This is a genomic window from Burkholderia sp. MSMB1835 (genome assembly GCF_001526365.1).
Taxonomy (GTDB): Bacteria; Pseudomonadota; Gammaproteobacteria; order Burkholderiales; family Burkholderiaceae; genus Burkholderia.
Window position 1 is genome coordinate 85,827 of sequence record NZ_LOYP01000012.1, and the last position, 11,885, is coordinate 97,711.

Here is an 11,885-nt window from a genome sequence, read left to right on the forward strand (position 1 = left end):
CGCGCCGCACGCAGCCCGGGCGCCGAACGCGTCAGGTTCGCACGAGGCGCGCGCGGTACAGGTCGTAGATGTCGGGGGAAAAGCACGCGAATACCACGCGGGCAAGGTTCAGCGCCTGCGCGAGCATCTCGATGACGGTGCCGACCGCGATATCGACGGCGGCTTCGGCCGGATAGCGGTAGACGCCGCAACTGATCGCCGGAAACGCGATCGACGTCGCGGCAACCTCTTCGGCCAGCTCGATCGCGCGCCGGTAGCACGATGCGAGCAGCTCGGCCTCGCCGCGCGCGCCGCCATACCATACCGGCCCGACCGCGTGGATCACGTAGCGCGCGGGCAACCCGTGGCCGCGCGTGAGCTTCGCGTCGCCGGTGTCGCAGCCGCCGAGCGTGCGGCACTCGGCGAGCAGGCCGGGGCCGGCCGCGCGGTGAATCGCGCCGTCGACGCCGCCCCCGCCGAGCAGCGAGCCGTTCGCGGCGTTGACGATCGCATCGACGTCGAGCGTCGTGATGTCGACGACCTGCGCATCGAGCGTGGTGGAATAGATCTGCAGCATGACGACCTCGCGGAACGCCGGAGACGCTTCAAGCGTAGTCCGCTTTGGCGCCGCGTGCCCGGCGCACCCGTGCCGGGCGATCCCGCCGAGCCTACTCCGCGCGCGCGTCGCGGCGCAGCAGACCGCTGACCGCGTCGCGCGGCGCGATGCCGTCGAACAGCACGCCGCACACCGCTTCCGTGATCGGCATTTCGATCGACTGCGCGCGCGCGAGCGCCAGCACGGCCTGCGCGCAACGCACGCCTTCGGCCACGTGGCCGAGCGCGCCGAGGATGTCGTTCAGCGTGCGGCCGGCCGCCAGTTGCAGGCCGACCGTGCGGTTGCGCGACAGGTCGCCCGTCGCGGTGAGGATCAGGTCGCCGAGGCCGGTGAGGCCCGTGAAGGTTTCCGCGCGGCCGCCGAGCGCCACGCCGAGCCGCGACATTTCGGCGAGGCCGCGCGTGATCAGCGCGGCGCGCGCGTTCAGCCCGAGGCCGAGGCCGTCGGAAATGCCGGTCGCGATCGCCAGCACGTTCTTCACCGCGCCGCCGACCTCGACGCCGACCACGTCGTCGCCCGTATAGATCCGCATCGCGCCGTGATGGAACGCGGCGAGCGTGCGCTCGCGGCATTCGGCCGACGTGCTCGCCACCGTCAGCGCGACGGGCAGCGACTGTCCGACCTCGCGCGCGAAGCTCGGGCCGGACAGCACGCCGTTGCTCCGCTGTTCGGGCAGCTCGGCCGCGATCACCTGATGCGGCAGCAGATGCGTGTCGGCCTCGAAGCCCTTGCAGACCCAGACGATGTGCGCGGGCACGCAGCCTGCGTCGCGCATCGCGCGACACAGCGTGCGCAGCCCGGCCACCGGCGCGGCGATCACGCACAGCGCGTCGTCCGCGGCGCCATGCGCGAGCGCGGCGCCGAGATCGGCGTCGTAGCGCAGCGCATCGGGCAGCGCGATGCCGTCCAGATAGCGGGAATTTTCGTGCCGGGCCTGCAGCCCGGCGATGAGCGCGGCGTCGCGCGCCCACAAAAGCGTATCGTGCCGCGCGGCCAGATGGCCCGCGAGCGCGGTGCCCCAGGCACCGGCGCCGAGAACGGCTACTTTCATACCCAGCACCGGTCCGAGCGAAACGTCAGTTCAGCGTCGTGCCATTCGGCGCGCCGTTCGGTGCGCCTGCCGCACCAGCCTGCTGCTGAAGCTGCGCGAGACGCTGCTCGTACAGCGCCTGGAAGTTGATTTCCGCCAGGTGGATCGGCGGGAAGCCCGCACGCGTGATCGCGTCGGCGATGTTCGAGCGCAGGTACGGGAACAGGATCGTCGGGCACGCGATGCCGACGAGCGGGTCGAGCTGTTCGTCCGGAATGTTGCGGATGTCGAAAATGCCGGCCTGCTTCGCTTCGATCAGGAACGCGACCTTGTCCTTCACCTTCGCGGTGACGGTACCCGACACGACGACTTCGAACACGCTTTCCGCGAGGCGGTCGGCCTTGACGTCGACTTCGACTTCAACCGACGGCATGTCCTGCTCGAGGAAGATCGCCGGCGAATTCGGCTGCTCGAGCGACATATCCTTCAGGTAGACGCGCTGGATGTTGAAGAACGGTTGGTTTTCGACGTCGGACATGGTGTTTCCCTAAAAGTGGTGACGGGGCGGCCCGGCTGTTCGCCGGCCGCCACGGATGAATCCTGCGCGCCCAAGCCGCGGCGCGGCCGGCGGCCATTCTGCCCTAATCAGGCCGCTTGCAGAAGCGGCACGAGGCCGCCTTCGCGGTCGAGCTTCGACAGATCGTCGTAGCCGCCGACGTGCGTGTCGCCGATATAGATCTGCGGCACCGTGCGGCGCCCCGTGCGCGTCATCATTTCCTCGCGGCGGGCCGGATCGCGATCGATCAGCACCTTTTCGATCTGCTCGACGCCGCGCAGCTTCAGCAGGCGCTCGGCCTGCATGCAATACGGACACACCTGCGTGCTGTACATCAAAACCTTGTTCACTTCGCCACTCCTTGTTTGACGACCGGCATCCCGGCCTGCTGCCAGGCGGCCACGCCGCCTTCGAGCACGTGCACCTCGGCGTAACCCGCCGCCTCGACCTCGCGCGCCGCCTTCTGCGACTGCTGGCCGTTCTGGCAGACGAGCAGCACCGGGGTGCTCTTGTTCTTCGCGACCTGCGCAATTTTCGCGCCGATCTCGCCCGGCGCGACCTGACGCGCCGACGGCAGGTGGCCGGCGGCGAAATCGGCGGCCGCGCGCAGGTCGATCACGACCGCGTTGCGACGGTTGATGAGTTGCGTCGCCTCCGCGGCAGACAGGCCGCCGCGACCGCGGCGCAGTGCGGGCCATGCGAGCAGGCCGCCGGAAACCACCAGGATCGCGATAAGGGCCAGGTTGGTGTAATTGGTAAAGAACGTCACGGAATTCCGCCGGAAGAAGAGAAATCGGATGAGGACAATCCCGCCATTATAAAATAACCGCCTTGCGCGATGGCGGGCCCGGTCCGGGCGCCGCGCGACGCGCCCGCTTCCCTTCACTACCGACCGCAAGATCCATGTACAAACTCGTTCTCATCCGCCACGGCGAATCGACGTGGAACAAGGAAAACCGCTTCACCGGCTGGGTCGACGTCGACCTGACCGAACAGGGTCGCAACGAGGCCTACCAGGCCGGCGAGTTGCTCAAGGAGGCCGGCTACACGTTCGACATCGCGTATACGTCGGTGCTCAAGCGCGCGATCCGCACGCTGTGGCACGTGCAGGACAAGATGGACCTGATGTACCTGCCGGTCGTCCACTCGTGGCGCCTGAACGAGCGCCACTACGGCGCGCTGTCGGGCCTGAACAAGGCGGAAACGGCCGCGAAGTTCGGCGACGAGCAGGTGCTCGTGTGGCGCCGCAGCTACGACACGCCGCCGCCCGCGCTCGAGCCGACCGACGAGCGCGCGCCGTTCGGCGACCCGCGCTATGCGAAGGTGCCGCGCGAGCAGTTGCCGCTCACCGAGTGCCTGAAAGACACGGTCGCGCGCGTGCTGCCGCTGTGGAACGAGTCGATCGCGCCGGCGGTGCGCGCCGGCAAGCAGGTGCTGATCGCCGCGCACGGCAACTCGCTGCGCGCGCTGATCAAGTACCTCGACGGCATCTCGGACAGCGACATCGTCGGCCTGAACATCCCGAACGGCGTGCCGCTCGTCTACGAACTCGACGAGAACCTGAAGCCGATCAAGCACTATTACCTCGGCGACCAGGAAGCGATCGCGCAGGCGCAGGCCGCCGTCGCGAAGCAGGGCAAGGCGGGCTGACGCCCGGCGCGGCGTGCCGGGCCCGGCCTCGAACGCCGGGCCGCACGTCGCGCGAACCTTCGCGGCCCTGCTGCGGTCGAATCCGCTTTCGAACCCCGCACAGCGCGCCCGGCGTGCCCCGCCGGCCCTCTGTGGCCTTTTCGACGCTTTTCGCGCCGTTCCACTGAGTTATCGGACGAACAGTTATACTTGTCCGCTACATCCCCGCTACCGCCACGCGCTTCCCGACCGCACCAGATCTCTATGCGAATGAATTTGAAGAACATCGGCCTGATTGCCGCGGGCCTCGCCACGGGCGTGTTCGCCACGCTGCAGGTTTCCGCATCGGCCGAGCAGACCGCCACGGCGCCGCTTCCCCTCGACCAGCTCCGCCTGTTCGCGGAAGTATTCGGACAGATCAAGCGCGAGTACGTCGAACCGGTCGACGACAAGAAGCTGCTGACGGCCGCGATCAAGGGCATGGTGTCGAGCCTCGATCCGCACTCGTCGTTCCTCGACAAGACCGACTATGACGAGCTGCAGGAGCAGACGAAGGGCCGCTTCGCGGGCCTCGGCATCGAGATCTCGCAGGAAGACGGCCTCGTCAAGGTGATCTCGCCGATCGAGGATACCCCGGCGTTCCGCGCCGGCATCCGTCCGGGCGACCTGATCACGCGCATCAACGACAAGCCGGTGCGCGGCATGACGCTCGACAAGGCCGTGAAGCAGATGCGCGGCGAGCCGGGCACCAAGGTCACGCTGACGATCTTCCGCAAGAGCGACGACCGCACGTTCCCGGTCACGGTCACGCGCGCGATCATCAAGGTCCAGAGCGTGAAGATGAAGATGCTCGATCCGGGCTACGCGTATGTCCGCATCACGAGCTTCCAGGAGCGCACGACGCCGGATCTCGCGCAGAAGCTGCAGGACATCGCGCGCCAGCAACCGAATCTGAAGGGCCTCATCCTCGACCTGCGCAACAACGGCGGCGGCCTGCTGCAGAGCGCGGTCGGCGTGGCCGGCGCGTTCCTGCCGCCCGACTCGGTCGTCGTGTCGACCAACGGCCAGATCCCCGATTCGAAGCAGGTCTACCGCGATACGTACGACAACTATCGCCTGCCGTCCTTCGACGGCGATCCGCTGAAGAACCTGCCGCCGGTCTTCAAGACCGTGCCGATGATCGTGCTGACGAACGCGTATTCGGCGTCCGCGTCGGAAATCGTCGCCGGTGCGCTGCAGGATTCGAAGCGCGCGCAGATCATGGGCAAGACGACGTTCGGCAAGGGTTCGGTGCAGACGGTCCGCCCGATGACGGCCGACACCGCGCTGCGCCTGACCACCGCGTACTACTACACGCCGAGCGGCCGTTCGATCCAGAACAAGGGCATCACGCCGGACGTGCCGGTCGATCAGTACGCGGACGGCGATCCGGACGACGTGCTCGTGACGCGCGAGGTCGACTACACGAACCACCTCGCGAACACGCAGGATCCGAACGAGAAGAAGGAACAGGAAGAGCGCGAGCAGCGCCGGCTGGATCAGTTGCGCATTCTCGAAGAGCAGAACGACAAGAAGACGCCGGAGCAGCGCCAGAAGGATCGCGATCGCAAGCCGATCGAGTTCGGCAGCGCCGACGACTTCATGATGCAGCAGGCGCTCAACAAGCTCGAAGGCAAGCCGGTCCAGGAATCGAAGTCGCTGCTCGCCGAGAGCACGACGAAGAGCCCGGCCGGCAAGGCCGCCGCGGCCGCGAAGGCATCGGGCGCAAGCGCCGCGAAGCCGGCTTCCGCACCGAAGCCCGCCTCCGCGCCGAAGTAAGCGCCGGCCGGCATCCGACGGGCCATCGCGGGAAGACCGCGATGGCCCGTTTTTCATGCGCGCCTAAAATAACGAACGTCCGCCCGCCTCGCTCACGAGCCCCCATGAACGACGATCAACTCCTTCGCTACTCCCGCCACATCCTCGTCGACGAGATCGGCATCGACGCGCAGCAGCGCTTTCTCGACGCGCATGCGATCGTCGTCGGCGCGGGCGGCCTCGGCTCGCCGGCCGCGATGTATCTCGCGGCATCGGGGGTCGGCACGCTCACGCTCGTCGACGCCGATACGGTCGACCTCACGAACCTGCAGCGGCAGATCCTGCACGTGACGGCATCGGTCGGCCGCAGCAAGGTCGAATCGGGGCGCGACACGCTCGCGCAACTGAACCCGGAGGTGACGGTGAACGCGGTCGCGGCGCGCGTCGACGACGCGTGGCTCGACGCGCACGTGCCGCATGCGAGCGTCGTGCTCGACTGCACCGACAACTTCGCGACGCGGCACGCGATCAACCGCGCATGCGTCGCGCACGGCGTGCCGCTCGTGTCGGGCGCCGCGCTTCGCTTCGACGGCCAGATCAGCACGTTCGACTTCCGCGACGCGGCCGCGCCCTGCTATGCGTGCGTGTTTCCGGAAGACCAGCCGTTCGAGGAAGTCGCGTGCGCGACGATGGGCGTGTTCGCGCCGACCGTCGGGATCATCGGCGCGATGCAGGCGGCCGAGGCGCTGCGCGTGATCGGCGGCATCGGCAAGACGCTGAACGGGCGGCTGATGATGCTCGATTCGCTGCGGATGGAATGGACGACGATGAAAATCGCGCGCCAGGCCGACTGCCCGGTGTGCAGGGGCCGGCACTGACGCGCGACGGGCATGCGCGGGCCGCGCATGCGTGACGTTTCGCGATGGTTAGCGGCGGCAAGAACGCCTAGGCAGCCGCATCCGCCCGCGGCTCGGCGATCGACAGCCGCTGCAGCGCCGCCTGCACTTCTTCCGGCTCGAACGCGGCCAGCACGTCGGCCGTCGGCTTTTCGAGCGCCTTCAGGTGCGCGCGCAGGATCTCCTGCTTCACGACGAGCAACTGGCTCGGATGCATCGAGAACTCGGTGAGCCCCATCCCGAGCAACAGGCGCGTGAGCGCCGGGTCGCCCGCCATCTCCCCGCATACCGACACCGACACGCCCGCGCGCTTCGCTTCGCGCAACGTGTACGCGATCAGGTGCAGCACGGCCGGATGCAGCGGGTCGTACAGGTGCGCGACCGCGTTGTCGGCGCGATCGATCGCGAGCGTGTACTGGATCAGGTCGTTCGTGCCGATCGACAGGAAATCGAAGCGCTTCAGGAACAGCGGCAGCGCGATCGCCGCAGCCGGGATCTCGATCATCGCGCCGAGGCGCACGTTCGGATCGTACGCGAGCCCCGCGTCGTCGAGCTGGCGCTTCGCCTCGCGGATCAGGTCGAGCGTCTGGTCGATCTCCTGCGCGTGCGCGAGCATCGGGATCAGGATCTTCACCTGGCCGAACGCGGACGCGCGCAGGATCGCGCGCAACTGCGTGAGGAACATCTGCGGCTCGGACAGGCTCCAGCGGATCGCGCGCAGGCCGAGCGCCGGGTTCGGTGCCGTTTCGTAGCCTTCGTCGAGCGCGTCGAGCGGCTTGTCCGCGCCGACGTCGATCGTGCGGATCGTCACCGGCATGCCCTTCATCCATTCGACGGCGCGCTTGTACGCGGCGAACTGCTCCTCCTCTTCCGGCATCTCCTTCTGATGCATGAACAGGAACTCGGAGCGGAACAGGCCGACGCCGACCGCGCCGGCCTCGACGGCCGCCTTCGCGTCGTCGGGCAGCTCGATGTTCGCGTACAGGTCGATCTTCGTGCCGCACAGCGTTTGCGTCGGCGAGAACTTCAGGCGCTGCAGCTTGCGTTGCTCCAGCACCTTCTCGGACTGGCGGTACGAATATTCCTCGAGGACGATCGGCGCGGGATCGACGATCACGATGCCCTGGTCGCCGTCGACGATGATCAGGTCGTCCTGGCGGATCAGCGCACTCGCATGCTGCACGCCGACCGCGGCCGGAATGCCGAGACTGCGCGCGACGATCGCCGTGTGCGACGTGCGGCCGCCGAGATCGGTGACGAACGCCTGGAACGACTGCGTCTTGAACTGCATCATGTCGGCCGGCGCGATGTCGTGCGCGACGACGATCATCTCGTTCGTGCCGTTCGCGGCCGCGCCGTCGAGCGCCTGCGACGCGGACGGCGCACCGGCGAGCGCCTTCAGCACGCGCTCGACCACCTGCTCGATGTCGGCCTTGCGCTCGCGCAGGTATTCGTCCTCGATGTCGTCGAAATGGCGCGTGAGCAGCTCGAGTTGCTCGGTCAGCGCCCATTCGACGTTGTAGCGGCGCGTGCGGATCAGGTCGATGGTTTCCTGCACGAGCATCTCGTCGCTCAGGATCATCGTGTGGACGTCGATGAATGCGCCGACTTCGCTCGGGGTGTCGTCGGTCAGGTCGGCGCGCAGCGCTTCGAGCTCGCGACGCACGACGTCGCGCGCCGTGCGGAATCGCTCCACTTCGGCGTCGGTCTGATTGGCCTCGATCAGGTAATGGGCGACGTCGAGCGCCGCCGGCGCGATCAGATAGGCTCGCCCGATCGCGATACCTCGTGAGACGGGAATGCCATGCAGCGTGAAGGACACGCGCACCTCCTCTGTACAAGTAAAGCCGCGGCACACTGCTGCGATGCGCTTATGACCCCGGTTAGCGATTATAAATTCCGCGACTCCCCGCTGACTGCATGCAGCGCAGCATTGCGCATTCCGCATCAATGCTTCCGACGAAAAAAATGCCGCGACATCCGCGGCATTCTGACTGGAAAAGGCAATGATTCCGCGTCGCGCTCACTGGCCTTCGCCGAACTTGTCGGCGATCAGCTTCAGCAGCGCATCCATCGCTTCCCGCTCGTCGGGCCCTTCGGTCTCGATCGTCACGGTGCTGCCGATGCCGGCCGCCAGCATCATCACGCCCATGATGCTCTTCGCATTGATCTTGCGCCCGTTGCGTGTCATCCAGACTTCCGACTGGAAGTTGCCGGCCAGTTGCGTAAGCTTGGCCGATGCGCGCGCATGGAGCCCCAATTTATTGACGATGGTGGTTTCTTGTTGAAGCATGATTCTCGGTCGGGTCGGTCGGGACCGCCGGCGGCGCGCGCCGGCGGGTCGGGCTAAAACGGAAAACGGCGGCTCAGTGCGATTCGGTGCGCGGTTGCGGTTCGGGCGGAATCGGCGCGCACTGGCCGCAGCCGGTCTCCGACGGCGGCGGCGGCGTGCCGGCCGACACCTCGTGAACGCCCTTCGCGCCGCCGGACAGCGCCTTGTCGACCAGCTTGTCGAGCGGCACGGTGCGGTAGCAGACGGCCCGCACGAGCATCGGCAGGTTCACGCCCGCGAGCACGCGCACGTTGTCGAGCTTCGCGAGCTGGCCCGCGATGTTCGCGGGCGTCGCGCCGTACATGTCGGTCAGCACGACCACGCCGTTGTCTTCCCGGAGCCGCGCCAGTTCCGCGTGCGCAAACGCCATCACCTGGGCCGGATCGCTGTCCGCCATCACGTCGATGCAGCCGATGCGGGCGGGCACGCCGCCGTAGATGTGCGCGATGCAGTCCCGCAGCGCGGTGGCGAGCGGCGCGTGCGCGATGATCAGAATCCCGGCCATGTCAGATCGCTCCCGGCCGCCCCTGGCGGGCCGATACCCCGCGGCGGGGCAATAAGCGTAGCGAGTATGGGGAACGTTTCATGTTCAGCCTTGCAACAGTGTCGGCCCGACCGCCGGGCCTTCGGTGCGCCGATCGCGGCACCGGGCAAGCGGGCATTGTAGCAGGCCGGTCAAGCGGCTCCGGCGACGGGGGGCCTGCGCGGCCGCCGCCGGGGTTGCGCGGAAGGCGGCCTACGCGGCCGCACGCTCCAGCGCGTCGATGAACATCGCGGCGACGTCGAAGCCCGTCTGCTCCATGATCTCGCGGAAGCACGTCGGGCTCGTGACGTTCACCTCGGTCAGCCAGTCGCCGATCGCGTCGAGGCCGACCAGCAGCAGCCCGCGCGACGCGAGCACGGGCCCGAGCGTTGCGGCGATCTCGCGGTCGCGGGCCGTCAGCGGCTGCGCGACGCCGAGCCCGCCCGCGGCGAGATTGCCGCGCACCTCGCTGCCCTGCGGAATCCGCGCGAGCGAATACGGCACCGGCTCGCCGCCGATCAGCAGGATGCGCTTGTCGCCGGCCTTGATCTCGGGGATGAACTTCTGCGCCATCACCGAGCGCGTGCCGTCGTGGCTCAGCATCTCGACGATCGAACCGAGGTTCATGCCGTCCGGCTTCACGCGGAACACGCCCATCCCGCCCATTCCGTCGAGCGGCTTCAGGATCACGTCGCCGTGCTCGGCGTGGAACGCGCGCAGCCGCTTCGCGTCGCGCGTGACGAGCGTCGGCGCGACGAACTGCGGAAATTCGCCGATCGCGAGCTTCTCCGAATGGTCGCGGATCGACTGCGCCCGGTTGAACACGCGTGCGCCGGCACGCTCGGCCAGCTCGAGCAGCCACGTCGACGTCACGTACTCCATGTCGAACGGCGGATCCTTGCGCATCAGCACCGCGCCGAACGATTCGAGACGGCGCGCATCGACCGCGCCCGCGTCGAACCAGGTGTCGCGATGCAGGTCGTCCAGTTCGCCGACGAACGCGATGCGCCGCACGTCGGCCTCGACGGCCGAGCCCGTCCACGCGAGGTGGCGCGGTTCGCACGCGTACACCGCATGCCCGCGCCGGGCGGCCTCCGCCATCATCGCGTAGGTCGAATCCTTGTAGATCTTGAAATGCTCGAGCGGGTCGGCGATAAAAAGAATGTCCATGCGGGTCCTGTACGTAGCGAAGTCCGTTACACCTGGATGGCTTCGGGGTCGGTCTTTTCCAGTTCGATCGACGACGCGATCAGCGACAGCCGCGCGACGACGCCGTACATGTAGAAACGGTTCGGCGGCGCGGCGCCCGGCTTCGCGCCGGCATCCGGCAGCGCGGTGTGCTCGAAGCCGAGCGGCACGTAGTGCATGCCGGGCGCGTTCAGGTTCTGGTCGCGCTCGCGGCCGCCGTGCGTGCGGTAGAAGCCGCCGACCACGTAGCGGTCGATCATGTACACGACCGGCTCGGCCACCTCGTCGCCGACGCGCTCGAACGTGTAGACGCCTTCCTGCACGATCACGTCGCGCACCGCGAGGCCGGCCTTCGACTCGGCCATCTGCGCGCGCTCGGCCTTCGTCATGCGGCCGATCTCGGCCGCGTCGTGCACGGTCATCACGCCGCGGCCCGCGGTGCCCGCGTCGGCCTTCACGACGACGTACGGCTTCTCGCTGATCCCGTATTCGCGGTACTTGCGCGCGATTTTCTTCAGCACGCCGTCGATCGCGTCGGCGAGCGCCTGCTCGCCTTCATGCGCCTGCCAGTCGACGCCTTCGACGTGCGCGAAATACGGATTCACCATCCACGGATCGACGCCGACCATCTTCGCGAACTTCTTCGCGACGTCGTCGTAGCACGCGAAGTGCGTCGACTTGCGGCGCACGGCCCAGCCCGCGTGCAGCGGCGGCAGCAGGTACTGTTCGTGCAGGTTTTCCAGCACGGCCGGGATGCCGGCCGACAGGTCGTTGTTCAGCAGGATCGAGCACGGATCGAAATTCTTCAGGCCGAGGCGGCGCTGCGAACGCTCGAGCGGTTCGAGCACGATCTTCTGGCCGTCGGCCAGCGTGATCGGCGTCATGTCGGTGATGCTGGGGTCGAGCGAGCCGAAACGCACGTTCAGGCCGGCCTGGCGCATGATCGTCGCGAGGCGCGCGACGTTTTCCAGGTAGAACGCGTTGCGGGTCGGCAGCTCGGGAATCACGAGCAGATTCTTCGCGTCCGGGCAGATCTTCTCGATCGCGGCCATCGCGGCCTGCACGGCGAGCGGCAGCACTTCGGACGGCAGATTGTTGAAGGCGCCGGGAAACAGGTTCGCGTCGACGGGCGCCAGCTTGAAGCCGGCATTGCGCAGGTCCACCGAACAATAGAACGGCGGGGTGTGTTCCTGCCATTCGAGCCTGAACCAGCGTTCGATCGCAGGCGTCGCGTCGAGGATCTTCTGCTCGAGTTCGAGCAGCGGACCGTTCAACGCGGTAACGAGGTGGGGAACCATGAATCACTCGCGAGCGGGAGAATGAAGATTGTAGAGCAATT

At 67.6% G+C, this 11,885-nt stretch carries 13 protein-coding genes; 3 read left to right on the plus strand and 10 right to left on the minus strand.

Annotation, left to right across the window (positions count from 1 at the left end):
• Positions 1–31 precede the first annotated feature (31 nt).
• The 5 genes from WS96_RS05855 to WS96_RS05875 all read right to left on the minus strand — a co-directional run bounded on the left by WS96_RS05855 (position 32) and on the right by WS96_RS05875 (position 2,950).
• Positions 32–556 (minus strand): O-acetyl-ADP-ribose deacetylase, encoded by a 525-nt coding sequence (locus WS96_RS05855; protein ID WP_059831186.1) that lies wholly within the window; start codon positions 554–556, stop codon positions 32–34.
• Between the two features lie 91 nt (positions 557–647).
• On the minus strand, positions 648–1,646 hold the full coding sequence (locus tag WS96_RS05860) for an NAD(P)H-dependent glycerol-3-phosphate dehydrogenase (protein WP_059831188.1): 999 nt from the start codon (positions 1,644–1,646) through the stop codon (positions 648–650).
• Positions 1,647–1,671: 25 nt separating this feature from the next.
• Complete coding sequence (gene secB / locus WS96_RS05865) at positions 1,672–2,163, minus strand: protein-export chaperone SecB (RefSeq protein ID WP_006481561.1); 492 nt, start codon at positions 2,161–2,163, stop codon at positions 1,672–1,674.
• Positions 2,164–2,270: 107 nt separating this feature from the next.
• Positions 2,271–2,531, minus strand: a complete 261-nt coding sequence (gene grxC / locus WS96_RS05870; RefSeq protein WP_006477722.1) for a glutaredoxin 3 — start codon at positions 2,529–2,531, stop codon at positions 2,271–2,273.
• Entirely contained in the window at positions 2,528–2,950 is a 423-nt protein-coding gene (locus WS96_RS05875; RefSeq protein WP_034208460.1) for a rhodanese-like domain-containing protein, read from the minus strand. Before WS96_RS05875 ends, grxC begins: the two co-directional genes overlap by 4 nt.
• Positions 2,951–3,084: 134 nt before the next feature.
• On the opposite strand from WS96_RS05875, the gene gpmA reads away from it, so the two are divergent.
• The 3 genes from gpmA (at position 3,085) to WS96_RS05890 (ending at position 6,485) form a co-directional block, all read left to right on the plus strand.
• Positions 3,085–3,831, plus strand: a complete 747-nt coding sequence (gene gpmA, locus WS96_RS05880) for a 2,3-diphosphoglycerate-dependent phosphoglycerate mutase (protein ID WP_034208461.1) — start codon at positions 3,085–3,087, stop codon at positions 3,829–3,831.
• A gap of 243 nt (positions 3,832–4,074) precedes the next feature.
• Positions 4,075–5,628 (plus strand): S41 family peptidase, encoded by a 1,554-nt coding sequence (locus tag WS96_RS05885; protein ID WP_034208462.1) that lies wholly within the window; start codon positions 4,075–4,077, stop codon positions 5,626–5,628.
• 104 nt (positions 5,629–5,732) lie between these two features.
• Entirely contained in the window at positions 5,733–6,485 is a 753-nt protein-coding gene (locus WS96_RS05890) for a HesA/MoeB/ThiF family protein (protein WP_059781419.1), read from the plus strand.
• A 67-nt stretch (positions 6,486–6,552) separates the two neighbouring features.
• On the opposite strand, the gene ptsP is transcribed toward WS96_RS05890, so the two are convergent.
• The 5 genes from ptsP to gshA form a co-directional block, all read right to left on the minus strand.
• Positions 6,553–8,325, minus strand: coding sequence for a phosphoenolpyruvate--protein phosphotransferase (gene ptsP, locus WS96_RS05895; protein WP_034208770.1), 1,773 nt, complete (start codon positions 8,323–8,325; stop codon positions 6,553–6,555).
• Positions 8,326–8,526: 201 nt separating this feature from the next.
• Positions 8,527–8,796, minus strand: coding sequence for an HPr family phosphocarrier protein (locus tag WS96_RS05900; protein ID WP_006477716.1), 270 nt, complete (start codon positions 8,794–8,796; stop codon positions 8,527–8,529).
• Between the two features lie 73 nt (positions 8,797–8,869).
• Positions 8,870–9,340: a PTS sugar transporter subunit IIA gene (locus WS96_RS05905; protein WP_034208464.1), complete on the minus strand. Its 471-nt coding sequence runs from the start codon at positions 9,338–9,340 to the stop codon at positions 8,870–8,872.
• A gap of 231 nt (positions 9,341–9,571) precedes the next feature.
• Positions 9,572–10,528, minus strand: coding sequence for a glutathione synthase (gene gshB / locus WS96_RS05910; RefSeq protein ID WP_059825182.1), 957 nt, complete (start codon positions 10,526–10,528; stop codon positions 9,572–9,574).
• A 26-nt stretch (positions 10,529–10,554) separates the two neighbouring features.
• Complete coding sequence (gene gshA, locus WS96_RS05915) at positions 10,555–11,844, minus strand: glutamate--cysteine ligase (protein WP_034208466.1); 1,290 nt, start codon at positions 11,842–11,844, stop codon at positions 10,555–10,557.
• Positions 11,845–11,885: the final 41 nt, after the last annotated feature.

Excerpts from the sequence above, each read along its gene's own strand:
- WS96_RS05855 (WP_059831186.1), bottom strand. The coding sequence starts at position 556 with ATGCTGCAGATCTATTCCACCACGCTCGATGCGCAGGTCGTCGACATC.
- WS96_RS05860 (WP_059831188.1), bottom strand. The coding sequence starts at position 1,646 with ATGAAAGTAGCCGTTCTCGGCGCCGGTGCCTGGGGCACCGCGCTCGCG.
- secB (WP_006481561.1), bottom strand. The coding sequence starts at position 2,163 with ATGTCCGACGTCGAAAACCAACCGTTCTTCAACATCCAGCGCGTCTAC.
- gpmA (WP_034208461.1), top strand. The coding sequence starts at position 3,085 with ATGTACAAACTCGTTCTCATCCGCCACGGCGAATCGACGTGGAACAAG.
- WS96_RS05885 (WP_034208462.1), top strand. The coding sequence starts at position 4,075 with ATGCGAATGAATTTGAAGAACATCGGCCTGATTGCCGCGGGCCTCGCC.
- WS96_RS05890 (WP_059781419.1), top strand. The coding sequence starts at position 5,733 with ATGAACGACGATCAACTCCTTCGCTACTCCCGCCACATCCTCGTCGAC.
- WS96_RS05900 (WP_006477716.1), bottom strand. The coding sequence starts at position 8,796 with ATGCTTCAACAAGAAACCACCATCGTCAATAAATTGGGGCTCCATGCG.
- WS96_RS05905 (WP_034208464.1), bottom strand. The coding sequence starts at position 9,340 with ATGGCCGGGATTCTGATCATCGCGCACGCGCCGCTCGCCACCGCGCTG.
- gshB (WP_059825182.1), bottom strand. The coding sequence starts at position 10,528 with ATGGACATTCTTTTTATCGCCGACCCGCTCGAGCATTTCAAGATCTAC.
- gshA (WP_034208466.1), bottom strand. The coding sequence starts at position 11,844 with ATGGTTCCCCACCTCGTTACCGCGTTGAACGGTCCGCTGCTCGAACTC.